The organism is Oryzophilus luti (assembly GCF_059726245.1).
Genome location: NZ_AP040874.1, coordinates 389,751 through 406,757 on the forward strand (window position 1 = coordinate 389,751; position 17,007 = coordinate 406,757).

Genomic DNA, 17,007 nt, shown 5'->3' on the forward strand with positions numbered 1-17,007 from the left:
GCAGTTCTACACGAAGCCTTCCCACTCCTCATCGTCGGTGGCTTCCAGCCCGGTCAATTCCTCCGGCGCGCCCGCGGGCGTGTACTTGGTGAGCGCCGTGGCCAGCGTGGTGGCCGCCGCGTGTCCGCGGAAGAAGTTCGCCTCTGGCTCCTCGGCAAAGCCCATGGTGGAGGGCACGGCGGCGGAGAGTGCCGCGATGGAGGCGTCGATGCGTCCGTGGGCCTGGAATGGAATTTGGCGCGAGACGCCGCCGGGGTAATCGGTGAACAGCGCGTTCAGGGCCGAAGCCGTGCCGCAGGCAATGGCGCCCAGCGCAGCGCGGCGGTTGCGACGCCAGTACAGCGCCCCGGCCAGGAAACACGAACCGGCCAGTGCGTAATCGACGGCAGCGTGCGCCCTCGGACTCAGCATCTTGGGCGCGCGTTGGGCAAAGGCAGCAAGGCTCTTCTCAAGAACGGACATCAATTCCCCCGAAAGTTGGCCGAATGCGTGCGCGGTGATGATGCGCTGGCACGCAGGCGGCGAAGCTCTAGAATGCTCGCTTCCGCACGCGACGCGCAAGCGGAATGCGCTTGATTTTCAAGCTTGCTTCAAGCAAAAGGGCACGGCGCGAACCGTGCCCTTGTCTGTTGGAGCGAAGAGAGTGCTAGGAGTCTCCGCGTGACAGCGCGCGCGTCAGCGTCAGGTCGAGCGCCGCCTTGTTCTTCGCGTACTCGTCTTCGGAAACCCTGCCTTGCTGCCGGTCGAGTTCGAGCTGAAACAGCTCGTCCTTCAACGCCGCCAGCAGAACCTGCGCCTGCGAAGGCATCGAAGACGTTGCGGTTGCCACCTGTGCGCCTATGCTGCCGGGTAGTGCCGCAGGCTGCTGTGCGTGAGATGCCACTGCCGCCGCGCCCGTTGCGCCCTGCGGGTTGCGCCGCAAGGTGAACAGCGCGCCGCCGCCCAGCACCACGGCCAATCCTCCCAGAATCCACCAGCGATACTTCTCCAGCGGATCGGGCGCGTCAATGGGTGCGCCAAGGCCGCCGCCCGGGCGGTTGTCATTGCCGCCCATGCTTCCGCCCATGGCTCCGCCCTGTGCCTGCTGACTGTCGTCCGCCTGCTGGTCGGCAATCTGTCCGGAGCCGGAGACGCTGAACGCCACGTCCTCGTTCTTCGGGTTCGAGGCCACCTGCACCACCGCGCCCGGCTGATCCTGCATGGGCTGGAAGGCCGACGGGTTCTTCGGCTTCCACTGCATCGTCGCGGGCAACTCCACCACATAGTGCTGCACCTTGGCGGGCAACTGCGGCACGAAGCTTGCCGTCCCGTTGTAGGGCAGCGTGTAAGCCAGTTGGAAGCGCGTCTCGCCCGGCTTCAGTGCATAGCTGAAGGCGTAGTGGTTCTTCTGCCCAAGCGGCTGCGGCACGGCTTGGATGGGCTGTCCGCCAGGGCCTTGCGCGCTTGCGCCGGAAAGCTGCGCACCCTCCGGCAGCACCACCTCGTAGGTGTTCTGCCCGGCCAGCGCGCGCGGCGGGTTGCTGGAGTTCTGCACGGCGTAAAGCTCGGTCACCTCCAGCGTTCCGCCCGAAGACTGCAGACGCACCACATCGACCGTAGTCGCAATGCCGTCGACCTTGGCGGAGGCGTCGAAGACCTGCAGATCGGCGTTGGAGGTGCCGGGCGGCAGCATCTTGAAATAGCCGACGCCGTCCTTGTTCGCGCGAACCAGCCGCGGCCCCTGCGCCGCCTGCGCCGAGCGGATAGTGAAGCGCCCCTGCGCATCCGTGGTGCCTTTGCCGACCTCGGCCATGCCCTGCATCGGTTCCACCAGCGTTACGTCAACGCCAACGGCTGGCCTGCCCGTGGTGGCATTCACCACCGAGCCGGTAACGGTCTGTGCGACGGCGGCGGAGCAGAGCAGAGTCAGTGCGAGGATGAGGCGTCCAAGGTTAGCCGTGCCAACCGAAGGTGTACCGAGCGTCGAGTGCACAGCGTTACGATCCGAACATTTCGCAATCCGAAAATTTGAAATTCCTCTCATGCCTGAGCCCCTTTTCCGGCGCTCACACCGGCGCGCTCCAGTTGGTCAATTTCGGCCAGCACCGAGGCGGCCTCCTGCTCCATCGAGTCGCGCAGGCTCAAGAAGTCCTGCTCGCTGAGTTTGCCCGCCTTGTGCTCAAAGTTCAGGTCGCGCAGGTTCTCGTAAATCTGTTCCTTGCGCTCGTACAGGTAGCCAAGGCGCGTCTTGTCCTCGGCGCTGAATGGCGTGGATGGGCTGAAGATGTAGAGCATCAGCATGGCGGCGAACAGCACGCAGCCAAAAAGCAGAAAGCTGGTGCTGGAGCCGTCGGGCTGCGCCGATTGCATTTGCAAGGCAAAGAGTGCGATCACAGTTCGGTCTCCTGGCGGGCACGGCGGCGGAACTCATCCGCTTTGGTGTCCGCGGCGGGTGTGCCGGTTCCGGAAGCCCCGGCGTTCGCGCCAGTGGTGGCAAAGGTCACGCGCTTGTTCCAGGCGCGCACCACGGCCACTACCGTGGCCAGCGCGGCAAGGAAGATGACGATGGGCATGAGCCACGCCACCCGGTTGAAGCCCTTGTTGGTGGGTGCGGAAAGCACCGTGTTGCCGTAGCGCGAGACAAAGCCAGCCAACACCTGGTCGTCGGTGGCGCCGCTGTCGATGGCGTCCTTCAGTTCCTTGCGCATGCGCTCGGAGTAGGAGCAGCCGACGTGGTTGCACTCCACAAGAATCTGGTTGCAGCCGCACATGCACATCAGGTTGTGTCCCAGGCGGCTGAAGCGCGAGTCATTCGGCTCGCCCGCGCCCATGGAGAAGAACATGGCAGCCGCCAGCAGCGCCACCAGCGCCGAGCGGTAGAGCAGTTTTCGGTTCAACGTGCGCATCTCAGTCTCCGGCCCCCACAGCGTTGCCCGCGCGGCGTATTTCCTCCATCGCCTTCTGGCGCTGGCGCTCGGTTACGGCGGCCTTGGCGGCCTGCATGTTGGGGAACAGCGCAACGATGGTGCCGATCAACAGAATGTGCGCGCCCGCCCAGATCCACCACACCAGCGGGTTCACGTGCGCCTTGATGATCGGCTTGCCCGTGTCGGGGCTGCGTCCGGTGTAAACCAGATAAACGTCATCCATCACGGTCGAGCGCAGTGCCACCATGGTTGCCGGCTGCTCGCTGGCCTTGTAGATGCGGCGCTCCGGGTACAAGGTCGTCACCAGCTTGCCGTGCTTCCACACTTCCATGATGGCCGACTCCGACGCGTAGTTCGGCTTGTCGTCCTGTGTGTAGCTCTTGCAGATGAGTGTGTAGGCGCCGATCTTCATCTGATCGTTAAAGCCCAGTTCCTGCTCGGTGTCCTGATAGAAGGCGGCGCCGGCAAAGCCGACGATGACGAAGACCACGCCGAGGTGCACGATGTAGCCGCCGTAGCGGCGCGTGTTGCGGCGGGTCAGAATCCACATGCCATTCAGCAGGTTGGTGCCGCGCTGCGTGGCCATCACGCGGCCGCCGCGCAGGAACTCCGACACCACGGTGGAGGCCACCAGCGTCGCCAGCATCAGCGCCACAAGGGCGTAGAAGTAGTTGACGTCCTGCCAGGGCTTGAGGCCGCCCGCCACCAGCGCGATGCCAAACAGAATGGTCACAATGCCGGGCAACAGGAAGTTGCGGCGCAGACTCTCGGCGCTCGTCTTGCGCCAGGCCAGCAGCGGGCCAACGGCGGTCAGCAGCAACAGCAGCAGCGCAATGGGGATGTTGACCTTGTTGAAGAACGGCGGGCCTACCGTGACCTTGGTGCCCTGTACCCACTCGCTCAGCACTGGGAACAGCGTGCCCCACAGCACGGCAAAGGCCGCCACCAGCAGCAGCACGTTGTTGAACAGGAAGCTCGATTCGCGCGAAATCAGCGACTCAAGCTGATGCTCGCTCTTCAGCTCTCCGCGGTTGCGCACGAAGAAGAAGACGCAGGTGGCGAGGATCAATGCCAGGAAGACGACAAAGTAAACGCCGATGCCGCTCTGCGCGAAGGCATGCACCGAGCTGACCACGCCCGAGCGCGTCAGGAACGTGCCCAGAATGCACAGCAGGAAGGTGCTGAAGATCAGCCACATGTTCCAGACCTTCATCATGCCGCGCTTTTCCTGCATCATTACCGAGTGCAGGAAGGCCGTGCCCGTCAGCCATGGCAGCAGCGATGCGTTCTCCACCGGGTCCCAACCCCACCAGCCGCCCCAGCCCAGTACCTTGTAGGCCCAATAGCTGCCAAGGAAGATGCCGCAGCTCAGGAACAGCCAGCCCACCATCGTCCAGCGGCGGGTGATGTGAATCCACTTTTCGCCCGGATACTTCATGATCAAGGCGGCCAAGGCGAAGGCGAATGGCACTGTCATTCCCACGTAGCCGAGGTAGAGCATCGGCGGGTGTATGACCATCTCCGGATATTGCAGCAGCGGGTTCAGGCCGTTGCCGTCCGGCGGAATGGTGCCCGCCACCAGCGCGAACGGATGCGAGGCAAAGGTGACCAGGATCAGGAAGAACACCTGCACGGCGGAAATGATGACCGAGGCATGCGCCACCAGCCTTGTATCCACCTTGTGCCGCAGCCGCAGCACAAGGCCATAGCAGGAGAGCAGCCAGCTCCAGAACAGCAGCGAGCCTTCCTGTCCGGACCACAGCGCCGCGAATTTGTATTGCACCGGCAGGTCGCGGTTGGAGTGGTGAAGGATGTAGGCCACCGAAAAATCATTCCGGAAGGCGGCGATGACCAGCGCGAGCGACGCGGCGGTGACGGCGACAAACACAGCGATGCCGGCGCGGCGTGCGGTCTCTCCCAGGCGGTCGTCACGCTGGTAAATGGCTACGGCACCGGCGATGAAGGCATAGACGGCAAGGGCGAGCGCGAGCAACAGCGAAAAACTACCAATTTGAGGCATGTACCCAGTCCCCACTGGAATCTGGAGTGATGGTTTCAGAGACGCGGAAGCTGAGCGATTCGGTTCCCAATTAAGTGCAAGAAAATCCTAAGCTTCCCGTACCTGAAGTGTTCTCCCTAGATTGGATGGATTTATGGCTCGAAAGTCGCGGAAGAAAGATATGTTGGCTTCAGCCAGGGCCAAGAGACCCGATGCGAAGACAGACCTCCTGATTTGAGAGCCCCTCCGGGCTCTCGTTTTTTTGCTTGTTTTTGTCTTTGGAGGGAGAAATGTTCACTTTTAAATGAAATTTCAGTCAATCACTCTAGATTTCTTGCAAAGTGCGGAAATCTTGATCTAGATTAGTAGACAGTCGGGGAAGAAGCCCGGCGCGACATTTATATGACCTCCTGATGAGAGCTCGCGACGGCGAGCTCTTTTTTTGTGCCAATTTTCAGAAGGAAGGGCAGGAGATGCCAGAAGGAAGGATTGAGGCGGAGGCCGAAGCGGCTTCCGCCTCTTGCAGTTAGGAGTGCTTGCGCTCGATGGCGGCGGCTACGCGCAGCACGGTGGCTTCGTCAAAATGGCGTCCCAGAACCTGCGCGCCTATCGGCAACCCCGTCGCGGTCTGGCCGCAGGGAACGCTGATGCCCGGAATGCCCGCCAGGTTGGCAGTCACCGTGAAGATGTCGCTCAAGTACATCGCCAGCGGGTCGTTCGACTTTTCTCCCAGCTTGAAGGCCGGAGTCGGCGTGACCGGAGTGACGATGGCATCCACCTGCTGGAAAGCCTTCTGAAAATCTTGTGCTAGAAGCGTGCGAACCTTCTGCGCCTTCAGGTAGTAGGCGTCGTAGTATCCGGCGCTGAGCGCGTAGGTGCCGAGCATGATGCGGCGCTTCACCTCCGGGCCAAAGCCCTCGTCGCGTGTGTTGCGGTACATCTCCGCCAAGGTGCCGGAGTGGTGCGAGCGGTGGCCGTAGCGCACACCGTCAAAGCGCGCCAGGTTTGCCGAAGCCTCGGCGGTGGCGACGATGTAGTAAGTCGGGATGGCGTACTTGGTGTGCGGCAGGCTCACGCGCTGCACCGTGCAACCCTGTTCGCGCAGCGCGTCGAGCGTGCGCTCCACCGCCTGCTTGATCTCCGGATCGAGGCCCTCGCTCAGATACTCCTCGGGCACGCCGATTTTCAATCCCTTCACGTCCTGCGCCGTGGCTGCAACGTAGTCCGCCACCGGCACATCGGCCGAGGTCGAATCCATCGGGTCGCGACCGGCCAGCACGCCGAGCATCGTGGCGGCGTCCTTGACCGTGTGCGTCAGCGGGCCAACATGGTCGAGCGAACTGGCAAAGGCGATGAGTCCGTAGCGCGAGACACGTCCGTAGGTGGGCAGCAGGCCCACAACGCCGCAGAAGGCCGCGGGCTGGCGGATGGAGCCGCCAGTATCGGTGCCAAGCGTCGCCACGGCAAAGTCCGCGGCAACCGCCGCCGCCGAGCCGCCGCTGGAGCCGCCCGGCACGCGCGTGAGGTCATGCGGGTTGTGCACGGGCTTGTAGGCGGAGTTCTCGTTCGAGGAGCCCATGGCGAACTCGTCGCAGTTCAGCTTGCCGAGCACGACGGCGCCGGCCGCCTCCAGCCGCGTCACGGCCGTGGCGTCATAGGGCGCTACAAAATTCTCCAGAATCTTTGAGCCAGCGGTGGTGACCAGGCCCTTGGTCATCAGCACGTCTTTGACGCCGACAGGAATGCCTGCCAGCGGCGGCAACGGTTCGCCCGCCTTGGCCAGGGCATCAATCTTGTCGGCCTGCGCGTAGGCGCGCCCGGGGCTGACGGAGAGGAATGAGCCGATCTCGCCGTCACCGGCCTCAATCTTTGTGAAGTACGCTTCGGTCAGCGCGCGGGCCGTGGTCTTGCCTTCGGCAATGGCCGAGCGGGCGGAGTCGATGGTGTGCACAGGTTTGGTCATGGTCATCTCCGCCTACTTCTCAATTACCTTGGGGACGCGGAAGAACTCTCCGTTGGTGTCCGGCGCGTTGGCCAGCGCTTCCTCGCGGGGAAGGCTGGGGCGCGGCTCGTCGGCGCGCTGCGCGTAGGCGTAGCGGTCGCCATTGCCTTCTGTGTGGATGACGAACTGGCTGACGTCGGTCAGCGGCGCCACGTTCGCGGTGTCCAGTTCGGCGAGGGCGTCCACATGCTCGAGAATCGAGTTCAGGTCCTGCACCATGGAGGAGCGTTCGGCTTCGGTCAGCTCCAGGTTCGCCAGGTCGGCGACGTAGAGCACGTCCTGTTCGGTAACTTTCATTGCTTGTCCTGTGCTGGTTGTGCGGAGGCAACGATGAACTCTATGCGGTCCACGCGCACCCGGCTGTACTGATTTAATCGGCTGAGGAATCCGGCGGCCATGTCGCGCATCTGGTTGCGCCAGTTGGCGTCCGGCACCGAGACGGTGAGCACGCCATCGCGGAACCAGACGGCGTCGGTGCGCTCGGCCACGTTGCCACCGGCGGCGAACGGCCATGCCGCCATCGGCACGTCCGCGTCGGGCAGGCCGCGAAGCGACTGAGCCACAACCTTCGCCAGAATTCCGCGTGCCGGTTCCATCTAAAAAGTGTAAAGCCTTTTGCGGGTTGCGGCCTAGCCCGAAAACGCAAAACGTGTGCGCGCCGCACGGCGCTGCGCGAACAAAAGTTCTACGCTTTGCTCGAACGGCTGCGCGATTTTGCTACGCGCTTTGCGGGCGCGACCACTGCGGGCACGGGGCCACCGTGCGGCAGCAACTCGCGCAACGGACACAGCTCGCAGCGGGCCTCGTGCTTGAGGCAGTAATGCTTGCCCACCTGCACAATCAGCGCGTGGAGCTCACCGAAGACCTGCGCCGTGGCTTCGCGCGTTGCGCGTGACATGACAGATGGCGCGTGAACCTCGGGAATGAAACATCCGGCTTCCTTCGCCAGCGGGGAGGCCGCCGGGGTACAGCGCTCGGTGCGTAGCGCGTGCTCCACAAGCTGGCGGATGTGCTCGTAGCCAGCGGCGTTGGCGGGCAGGCTGGCATCAATCCATCCGTGGCGATGAAAGATGCGGCGTGTATAGGCGTCAACGACGAAGACCGGCTTTAGCGCTGCGTAGAGAAGAATCGAGTCGGCGGTCTCCGGCCCCGCGCCGTGCAGTGCGAGCAGCTCTTCGCGCAGCGCATCAACGGGCTGGGAAAACATGCGCGCCAGAGCCGCGTTGTCCTTTGCGTCGGCAGGCAGCGATGAAGTTGCATCCAGGTAGTGAAGATCCAGATGTTCGACAAAACGCTTGAGCCGCTGCGCCTTCTGGCGGAAGTATCCGGCGGGCCGCAGAAGCTCTTCCAGTTCTCCAGACGGAAGCTCGCGCACGGCCCGGATGTTCAACGCATCGGCCCCGCGCAGGCGTCTGAGCGCGCGCTCCACATTAGTCCACGCGGTGTTCTGCGTCAGGAACGCGCCGCAGACCATCTCGAACGCACTCTCCGCTGGCCACCAGTGCTGCACGCCCCATGCATCATGCAGTAGGCGGAACGCCTGGGGCAGTTGCTCAAGCGCGCGGAATTCACTGCGGGCCTTCATGCGCACAGTGTACGCGCCACAAATTCGCATGGAAACTCCATGCACCACCCGTGGTGCAATGCCAGCGGACCCGCATAAACACTGGCGAATAACACGATGCTCACAAGCATTTCCACATTTCTGTGGAGAACCGTGTGAATGCCACGCATGCACACTTTGCTGTGAAGTTGTTGTGCAAGACGGAAAAATGAGCACCACTGCATTCGCACACGCAATACAAATTGCAGGGGGTGTGAGCGCGCGAAACACATTTTATGGGGTGCAATGAAAATGGTGCAATGCCAGCAGACCCTCATGAACACTGGGGAAACGCACGATGCTCACAAGCATTTCCACACTTCTGTGGAGAACCGCGTGAATGCCGCGCATGCACACTTCGCTGTGAAGTTGTTGTGGAAGGCCGAAAAACAATGGGATTTGTTCCCTCAGTCACAACACAAATTGCAGGGGCTTCGAGCAGTCCAAGCACACTTTGTGGGTTGCACTGAAAATGGTGCAATGCCAGCAGACCCGCATGAACACTGGCGAAACGAGCGATGCTCACAAGCATTTCCACACTTCTGTGGAGAACCTGCGCGCGCGGCGGTTAAGCACACTCGGCTGTGGAGTTGTTGTGGAAGGCTGAAAAACATTGTCTTTGTGCCCGCAGCCGCAACACTAATTACTGTGTGTGCATGAGAGCGGGACACACTTTGTGGCATGCTCCGAAAATGGTGCAATGCCAGCGGACCCGCATGAACACTGAGGAAACACGCAATGCTCACAAGCATTTCCACATTGTTGTGGAAAGCTCACGGAAGGAGCATGAGGATGCCTGCGCGGGCGCTTATAAGAAAAGCCCATGCACTTTCAGAGAGAGATAGGAAAAGACGAATCTACTTCAGCGGCAGGTTGGCTTCAGCGCTCAGGTCAAGCGTTGCGAAATCGCGCGCGAGAAATTTCGGGTAGGCCGCAGCGGCCACCATTGCAGCGTTGTCCGTGGACATCGGACGCGAAGGGAAGAACACGGAGAGGCCGTGCGTCTTGCCCTTGTGTTCAAAGGCCTCGCGGAGCGCGCTGTTGGCGGCCACACCGCCGGTTACCAGCAGCGTGCGTACGCCGAATTCCTCAACAGCGGCCATCGTCTTGTTGACGAGGTCATGCACCACGGCGCGCTGGAAGCTGGCGATCAGGTCGAGCGTCGGCTGGTCGCAGACGGCGAGGTAGTCCTCGTGCGTGGGCTTGGCAATCTGCATCAGCGCGCGTCGCCGCGCCTCGATCTGCGCGAACAGGTCATGGGTCTCCACGTGGCGCAGCACAGCGGTTTTGATGCCGCTGTAGGAGAAGTCGAACTGCGGGCCTTCCGGCGCGGGCTTGCCGCGGTCGTTGCGGTCGCGGTGCTTCATCTGCGAAATGCTGAACGGCACGGCCTTCGCGTTGCCGTGGCGCGCGAGGTGGTCGATGATTGGCCCGCCGGGGTAGCCGAGGCCAAGCAGCTTTGAAACTTTGTCGAAGGCCTCACCGGCGGCGTCATCGCGCGTGTGGCCCACGTTGCGGTAGCGCCACATGCCGGCGGTCTGCTCGGCAAGGAAGAGGTGCGTGTGGCCACCGCTCACCACGAGCGCGAGCACCGGGAAGCGCAATTCGTGCTGTCCGCGCTGGCGCTGCTCCAGCAGCACGGCGTGGATATGGCCTTCGATGTGGTTGACCGCGATGAGAGGCTTGTCGGCGGCGAAGGCCAGCGTCTTGGCAAAGCTGACGCCGACTAGCAGCGCACCGGCCAGTCCGGGACCGCGCGTCACGGCCACGGCGTCCACGTCATCGAGCGTGCGGTTGGCCTGCTCCAGCGCGCCGCGCACCACGGGAATGATGCTGCGCAGATGTTCGCGCGAGGCAAGTTCCGGCACCACGCCGCCATAGGGCTGGTGGGTCGGAATCTGCGAGGCCACAACGCTGGAGACAAGTTCCTCGCCGTTGCGCACGATGGCCGCAGCGGTCTCGTCGCAGGAACTTTCAATGGCCAGAATGTGTACGGGCGTGGTCACTCATTTCATGCTAGCAGAATGGGGAAGGCGCGTGCGCGCCGGGTCGTTCGCGAAAAGGTAAAGCCCACGCAGATTATGAATCTGCGTGGGCTTGGATGGTTCCGCATCCCAGGTTAGCTTCGCTACGCTCGCGAACCTGGGGCACCCAGGCTTCGGGCGCCCGATAGAGTGCTACTGCTGCGGCAGGGCCATCACTACGGCCAGCAGCTTCTTCAGGCCGCCGATGATGTCCTTGCCAAGGTCAAGGCGGATGGCGCGGCGCGAGCGCGTGCTGAGCGACTGGAAGTCACCCAGCGCCTGCGCGGATTTGAGCACTCCGAAGCCGTAAGGCTCGCCGGGCAGCGGCGCATCCTCGGCGTCGTCAGCGGTGATCTGGATGAAGACCGCGTTATCGGCACCGCCCTTGTGGAGCTGTCCGGTGGAGTGCAGGAAGCGCGGGCCGTAGCCGGTGGTGGTGGCGTTGCGCGTGCGCATGCTCAACACTGCACGGATGTCGGCGAGCAGTGCCTCGTGCTCCGGCAGCTCGTCGATGTACTCGGTGAGCGCCAGGTAGTCGCCGGGCTGCAAGCGCGCCAAGTGCGCGGCAAGTACCTGTTCGGGCGTACCGCCCTTCAGTGCCTTGGCGTTGGCATCATCGCTGCTGACCGTGAGTCCGTCCGCAGAGGCGATGGTCACCAGCGAAGCCAGTGCGCCCTTCTCGGTGTATTCCGCCAGCAGCTTCTTCGTGTTGTCCTTCGACTCCTGCACGTTCGGCTGATCGAACGGATTCACCTCGAGGACGGCTCCGGCGACGGCCGTGGCGAACTCCCACAGGAAGAACTCTTCACCAAGGTCCATCACGTCACGCAGGGCATGGATGAAGACCGGGTGGCCGCAGCGCGCAAGGCCTTCCAGCCGCGAGGCCGTGATCTCATCCGGCTCGCTGGCGCCAAGGTAAACGAAGACGCGGTCGTTGGCGTAGGCGCGCAGTTCGTAAAGCCGCTCGCCCGCGATGGGCACAATGCCTTTGCCGAGCTTGCCGGTGCTTTCGGCAACCAGCTGCTCAATCCAGAGGCCAACGAAATCGATGGGCGGCTCGGCAATGAGCGTGATCTTGTTGCGTCCGGCGCGGGCCAGCGCACCGAGCGCGGCGCCAAGGCGCAGACCAAGGTTTTCCGCGGCGGGCAGCATGGGCTGGCAGGCGGAGAAGGCGACGTGCGCGCGGCGCAGGAGCTCCGCCACGTTGCCACCGGCGAGTGCGAAGGGCACCATGCCGAACATTGAGAGTGCCGAGTAGCGGCCGCCGATATCCGGCATGTTGAGGAAGATCTTGCGGAAGCCATCGCGCTCGGCGTCGGCAACCATCTGCGTGCCTGGGTCGGTGATGGCGATGAAGTGGCGTCCAGCGTCGTTGCCTGCAATCTGGCGGACGCGATCATAAAAGTAGCGGTGGAACATGACCGGTTCGGTGGTGGTGCCGCTCTTGCTGGCGACCACGAAGAGCGTCTTGGCCAGGTTCAGCTCGCGTTCAATGCGCAGCACTGTGGCGGGCACGGTGGAATCGATCACGTGCAGTTTGGGCCAGCCGGCGTGGTGTCCGCAGGTGCGGCGCAGAACCTCGGGGCACAGGCTGGAGCCGCCCATGCCGAGCACGACCACGTGCTCAAAGCCGAGCGTCTGCATTTCCTGCGCGAAGTCAGTGATCTCCTTCACGCGCGGCTGCATGGTCTCAATGACGTTGAGCCAGCCCAGTGAGTTGGCGATGATCTTCTGCCCGGCGGGATCGGAGGTCCACAGCGTGGCGTCCTTCTTCCAGATGCGCTCGGCGGCCTTCGATTTCTTCAACGCGGCGAGCGCGTCATTCACCAGCTGCTCGTTGCCGGAAAGATGCATGGGGTGGCGCGTGATGCTCTCGGAGGCAGCAATTTCGCGGCGCAGCTCAATCACCTTGCCGAGTTGAATGAAGCTTTCAGCGAAGGACTTGACGCCGTCGGCGGTGAGCTTGTCGGTCACGGCCTTCATGTCGATACCGGCCTTGGCGAGTGCGGCAAAGACGTCGGCAGCCTTCTCCATGCCGATGGTGATGCGCGCGGCAGGCTCGCCGTGGTCGCGGTAGGCGTCGACGGTGGCGGCCGGGAGGGTGTTCACCGTGTCCTGCCCCATCAGCGACTCGACATACAGCACGTCGGGGTAAGCCGGGTTCTTGGTGCTGGTGCTGGCCCACAGCGGACGCTGCACGCGCGCGCCCTTGGCCTGCAGCTTGGCAAAGCGGTCGCTGTAGAAGGTGCGCAGGAACGACTGGTAGGCGAGCTGTGCGTTGGCAATGGCGGCCTTGCCGAGCAGCGCTTGCAACTGCTTCTTCGCGTCGCCCGTGGCGCTGGCGATCTTCGCTTCAAGCTGCTTGTCAACCGCCGAATCCAGGCGGCTGACAAAGAAGCTGGCAACCGACGAGATGTGGTCGATGGGCTGACCGGCGGCGGCGCGCTTTTCCAGTCCGCGAATATAGGCCTCGGCCACGTCTTCATAGACGTCGACCGAGAAGATGAGCGTGACGTTGACGTTGATGCCGTCGGCGATGGCCTGTTCAATGGCCGGAAGGCCCTCGGGCGTCGCCGGGATCTTGATCATGATGTTCGGCCGCGCCAGCTGCTTGAAGAGGCGGCGTGCCTCTTCGAGCGTGCCGGGACCGTCATTGGCCAGCAGAGGCGAAACCTCAATGCTGACGTAGCCGTCGAGACCCTGCGTCGCATCGTAGACGCTGCGGAACTCGTCGGCGGCATGCGCAATGTCGTCGAGTACCAGCGCTTCGTAAATCTGCTCGCCGCTGGAGCCCTTGGTCACCAGTTCGTTGATCTGGGCGTTGTAGTCGCTGGAGCTGGCGATGGCCTTTTCAAAGATGGTGGGGTTCGAGGTCATGCCGCGCAGGCCGTCATCGCTGATGAGGCGGCGCAGCTCGCCGGTGCGGAACATGGAACGCTGAATCGAATCGAGCCAGATGCTCTGGCCGAAGTCGCTGACATGCTTCAACGGGTTCTTCATAAGGTCCTCTGTGCCGTGCGGGCGCGTGCAGAACAATACTTTGATTACAGTCTGAATCCAATATGAAAAAAGCGGAGCCTCATAGGGCTCCGCTTCACTGCTACTTGCTCAGAAGCTGCTTGGCCTTTGCGACAATGGCCTCGGCGGTGAAGCCGAACTCCTTGAACAGGATCTTGGCCGGAGCCGAAGCGCCGAAGTCGTCACGCGAGATGGAAACGCCTTCGCTGCCGGTGTATTTGGCCCAGCCGAGGCTGGTGCCAGCCTCCACGCTGATGCGCTTGCCGACCTGCTTGGGCAGCACCTGCTCGCGGTAAGCCGCGTCCTGCTGCTCGAACAGCTCCCAGGAGGGCATGCTGACCACGCGAACCTTTACGCCTTCGGCGGTGAGCTTCTCGGCGGCCTCGACGCAGAGCGAAAGCTCGCTGCCGGTGCCGATCAGGATGACCTCGGGCGTTCCGGCGCAGTCGGCCAGAACATAGGCGCCTTTGCGCGCACCTTCCGCCGTCGCGTACTTCGTGCGGTCGAGCGTGGGCAGGTTCTGGCGGCTCAGGACGAAGGCCACCGGGCGGTCCTTGATCTGCATGGCAGCCTTCCAGCACTCGGCCACTTCGTTGGAGTCGCCGGGGCGCATGACGATCAGGCGGGGCATGGCCCGCAGGCTCATCACGTGCTCAATGGGCTGGTGCGTGGGGCCGTCCTCGCCCACGCCGATGGAGTCATGCGTGAAAACGTAGGTGACGGGCAGGTCCATCAGCGCCGACAGGCGGATGGAGCCGCGCATGTAGTCGGAGAAGACGAGGAACGTTGCGCCGAACGGGCGCAGGCCGCTCAGGGCCAGCCCGTTGCAAATGGCTCCCATGGCGTGTTCGCGGATGCCGAAGTGCAGGTTGCGTCCGCCGTAGCTGGCGGGCGCGAACGAGGCGGCGTCCTTGATCAGAGTCTTGTTCGACGGGCCAAGATCGGCCGAGCCGCCGATGAGCCACGGCACGTGCTTGGCAATCGCGTTCTCAACTTTGCCGCTGGAGTCGCGGGTGGCGAGGCCCTTGGCGTCGGCGGGGAAGACCGGAATATCGGCGTCCCAGCCGGCGGGCAGCTCGCCCTTGGTGAAGGCTTCCCACTGCGCGGCCAGCTCGGGGTAGGCCTTGGCCCACGCTGCGAGCTTCGCGTCCCACTCGGTTTCCCATTGCTTGCCGCGCGCGACGGCCTTGCCCATGTGCTCCAGCACTTCGGCTGGTTCGTAGAACGGCTCGTTCGGCCAGCCATAGGCGGCCTTGGTCAACGCAATCTCGTCGGGGCCGAGCGGCTCACCGTGGGCGCTGGCCTTGTCCTGCTTGTTCGGCGAGCCCCAGGCAATGTGGCTGTCCACGATGATGATGGACGGCTTGGTAGCGCCTTCGGTGGCCTTGATCGCCTTTTCGAGCGCGTCGAGGTCGTTGGCGTTGGCCACGTGCAGCACGTTCCAGTGCATCGACTCAAAGCGCTTGGCCACGTCGTCGCTGTAGGCGAGGTCGGTGGAGCCTTCAATGGTGATGCGGTTGTTGTCGTAGAGCCAGACCAGGTTGGCGAGCTTGAGGTGCCCGGCGAGCGATGCGGCTTCCTGCGAGATGCCTTCCATCAGGCATCCGTCACCGCAGAGCGTGTAGATGCGGTAGTCGATGATCTCGTGGCCGGGGCGGTTGAAGGTGGCTGCCAGATAGCGCTCGGCAATGGCCATACCCACGCTGGTGGCCAGCCCCTGTCCGAGCGGGCCGGTGGTGGTTTCCACACCGGCGGTCAGGCCAAACTCAGGGTGGCCGGGGGTCTTGGAGCCCCATTGGCGGAAATTCTTTACGTCATCGAGCGACAGGCCGTAGCCGGTCAGGTGCAGCATGGAGTAGAGCAGCATGCTGGCGTGTCCGTTGCTGAGCACGAAGCGGTCGCGATTGGCCCAATGCGGGTTGGCTGGGCTGTGGCGCAGAATGCGGTCAAAGACGGTGTAGGCGACCGGGGCCAGCCCCATGGGCGCGCCCGGGTGTCCGCTGTTCGCCTTTTGAACGGCGTCAATGGCCAGGGTGCGAATGGTGTTGACCGAAAGCTGGTCGATTGCGGCCTGGTTCGGGTTCACAGGTTGGTCCACAACCGTCTTCGTAGAGTGTTCCGACATAGACTTCCTCGATGTGCGCAGGGTATCCGGACTGAATTTAGCGGCAGTATAAGGTCGCGCTCCGGCAGCATTTCTATGGTATCGAAACGCGGCGGCTGGGGCGAGGGGGTTTTGCGCACGAAAGTGCGTTTCTGGCGTGAATGGGCGCGAATTGCCGCCATTTTGCACCACGAATGCTGCGCCCGTGGGCAGAATGCGCGCATCCAATGAGCCAGCCATGTACTACCTGCTGAAGACCGAACCCGCCAACTACAGCTTTGAGCAGCTTCAACAAGACCGCCGCACCGTCTGGGACGGCGTGACCAACCCGCAGGCCGTGAAGTATCTGCGCGAAATGCATAAAGGCGACGAACTGGTGATTTACCACACGGGCGAGGTGCGCCGCGCCATGGGCACGGCCAAGGTCGTGAGCGTGGACGCCACCGACCCGAAGACGCCGCTGGTGACGATCTCCGTGGGCACCCCGCTGGGCTTGCAGTGGACGCTCGGCGAGCTGAAGACGCACAAGCTGTTCTCGGACTCGCCCTTGGTCAAGCAGGGCCGGCTCTCTGTGGTGCCGCTGACGAAGGCGCAATACGAGTTGCTGGTGGGTGACTGACATCAGCTCGCTCTGTTGAGAGCGGTGGTGCCTTTGGCGCTTGATGTCTGCGTCGGGCAGCCCTTGGCTGGAAATTTATTTGGCGATTCATGACCGCACGCGCTAGATTCTCTAGCCGACTGCATTCGAATTTAGGAGGAATGGATGAAGATTCGTGGATTGGCAGTAGCAGTTCTGGTTGCAATGTTCGCGATCGGCGCCGTGGCCCAGACCGCCACGCCCAAGAAGCTGACTGTCCCAGTGAAGGACGCCAAGGGACAGGACGTGGGCACCGTGAAGCTGAAGGACCTGGGCGACAAGGGCGTGCAGGTTGAAGTGAAGCTGAAGGGCTTGCCTGCGGGCGAGCACGCCATACACTTCCACCAGACCGCCAAGTGTGAGGCACCGGACTTCAAGAGCGCAGGTGGGCACTTTAATCCCGAGGCCAAGCATCATGGCCTGGAGAATCCGCAGGGCGCTCACGCCGGTGACATGCCGAACCTTACCGTGAAGGAAAACGGCACGTGCAGCGCCAAGTTTGTGAACCCGCGCGTGCGCCTTGCCGACCCTTCGATGAAGGACTCGCTGTTTGCCAACGGCGGCACGGCGCTGGTCATCCACGCCAAGGCCGACGATATGAAGAGTGACCCGGCGGGCAACGCGGGCGACCGCATCGCCTGCGGCGTCATCACCGCGAAGTAGACTTCTTTCTGAGACCCGAAACGATGGCCCCTGGTCGGTGGCTGGCAGCCG

General features: G+C 63.1%; 14 protein-coding genes. 2 read left to right on the plus strand and 12 right to left on the minus strand.

What is annotated here, in order from left to right; all coding sequences use genetic code 11:
- Window positions 1-6 precede the first annotated feature (6 nt).
- The 12 genes from AC6IZO_RS01685 to tkt form a co-directional block, all read right to left on the minus strand.
- The gene (locus AC6IZO_RS01685) at window positions 7-462 is read right to left on the minus strand and encodes a hypothetical protein (protein WP_497807352.1); all 456 of its coding nucleotides are present in this window, start codon (window positions 460-462) and stop codon (window positions 7-9) included.
- 184 nt (window positions 463-646) lie between these two features.
- On the minus strand, window positions 647-1,972 hold the full coding sequence (locus AC6IZO_RS01690) for a carboxypeptidase regulatory-like domain-containing protein (protein WP_497807354.1): 1,326 nt from the start codon (window positions 1,970-1,972) through the stop codon (window positions 647-649).
- A 47-nt stretch (window positions 1,973-2,019) separates the two neighbouring features.
- Complete coding sequence (locus tag AC6IZO_RS01695) at window positions 2,020-2,373, minus strand: hypothetical protein (protein WP_497807356.1); 354 nt, start codon at window positions 2,371-2,373, stop codon at window positions 2,020-2,022.
- On the minus strand, window positions 2,370-2,885 hold the full coding sequence (locus AC6IZO_RS01700) for a cytochrome c-type biogenesis protein (RefSeq protein WP_497807358.1): 516 nt from the start codon (window positions 2,883-2,885) through the stop codon (window positions 2,370-2,372). Before AC6IZO_RS01700 ends, AC6IZO_RS01695 begins: the two co-directional genes overlap by 4 nt.
- Before the next feature lies 1 nt (window position 2,886).
- Entirely contained in the window at window positions 2,887-4,926 is a 2,040-nt protein-coding gene (locus AC6IZO_RS01705) for a heme lyase CcmF/NrfE family subunit (RefSeq protein ID WP_497807360.1), read from the minus strand.
- Between the two features lie 505 nt (window positions 4,927-5,431).
- The gene (gene gatA, locus AC6IZO_RS01710; protein ID WP_497807362.1) at window positions 5,432-6,868 is read right to left on the minus strand and encodes an Asp-tRNA(Asn)/Glu-tRNA(Gln) amidotransferase subunit GatA; all 1,437 of its coding nucleotides are present in this window, start codon (window positions 6,866-6,868) and stop codon (window positions 5,432-5,434) included.
- A 12-nt stretch (window positions 6,869-6,880) separates the two neighbouring features.
- The gene (gene gatC / locus AC6IZO_RS01715; RefSeq protein WP_497807364.1) at window positions 6,881-7,204 is read right to left on the minus strand and encodes an Asp-tRNA(Asn)/Glu-tRNA(Gln) amidotransferase subunit GatC; all 324 of its coding nucleotides are present in this window, start codon (window positions 7,202-7,204) and stop codon (window positions 6,881-6,883) included.
- A complete protein-coding gene (locus AC6IZO_RS01720; RefSeq protein ID WP_497807366.1) occupies window positions 7,201-7,503 on the minus strand; it encodes a DciA family protein in 303 nt (100 codons plus the stop codon). Before AC6IZO_RS01720 ends, gatC begins: the two co-directional genes overlap by 4 nt.
- A gap of 89 nt (window positions 7,504-7,592) precedes the next feature.
- Entirely contained in the window at window positions 7,593-8,522 is a 930-nt protein-coding gene (locus AC6IZO_RS01725; RefSeq protein WP_497807368.1) for an endonuclease III domain-containing protein, read from the minus strand.
- Window positions 8,523-9,367: 845 nt separating this feature from the next.
- Window positions 9,368-10,516, minus strand: coding sequence for a tRNA (adenosine(37)-N6)-threonylcarbamoyltransferase complex transferase subunit TsaD (gene tsaD, locus AC6IZO_RS01730; RefSeq protein WP_497807370.1), 1,149 nt, complete (start codon window positions 10,514-10,516; stop codon window positions 9,368-9,370).
- A 171-nt stretch (window positions 10,517-10,687) separates the two neighbouring features.
- On the minus strand, window positions 10,688-13,534 hold the full coding sequence (locus AC6IZO_RS01735; protein ID WP_497807372.1) for a bifunctional transaldolase/phosoglucose isomerase: 2,847 nt from the start codon (window positions 13,532-13,534) through the stop codon (window positions 10,688-10,690).
- A gap of 100 nt (window positions 13,535-13,634) precedes the next feature.
- A complete protein-coding gene (gene tkt / locus AC6IZO_RS01740) occupies window positions 13,635-15,677 on the minus strand; it encodes a transketolase (RefSeq protein ID WP_497807374.1) in 2,043 nt (680 codons plus the stop codon).
- Between the two features lie 217 nt (window positions 15,678-15,894).
- Between tkt and AC6IZO_RS01745 the strand changes: the two genes are divergently transcribed.
- Both AC6IZO_RS01745 and AC6IZO_RS01750 read left to right on the plus strand, forming a co-directional pair.
- A complete protein-coding gene (locus tag AC6IZO_RS01745; RefSeq protein ID WP_497807376.1) occupies window positions 15,895-16,275 on the plus strand; it encodes an EVE domain-containing protein in 381 nt (126 codons plus the stop codon).
- 144 nt (window positions 16,276-16,419) lie between these two features.
- Entirely contained in the window at window positions 16,420-16,956 is a 537-nt protein-coding gene (locus tag AC6IZO_RS01750; RefSeq protein ID WP_497807378.1) for a superoxide dismutase family protein, read from the plus strand.
- The last annotated feature ends 51 nt before the right edge of the window (window positions 16,957-17,007 follow it).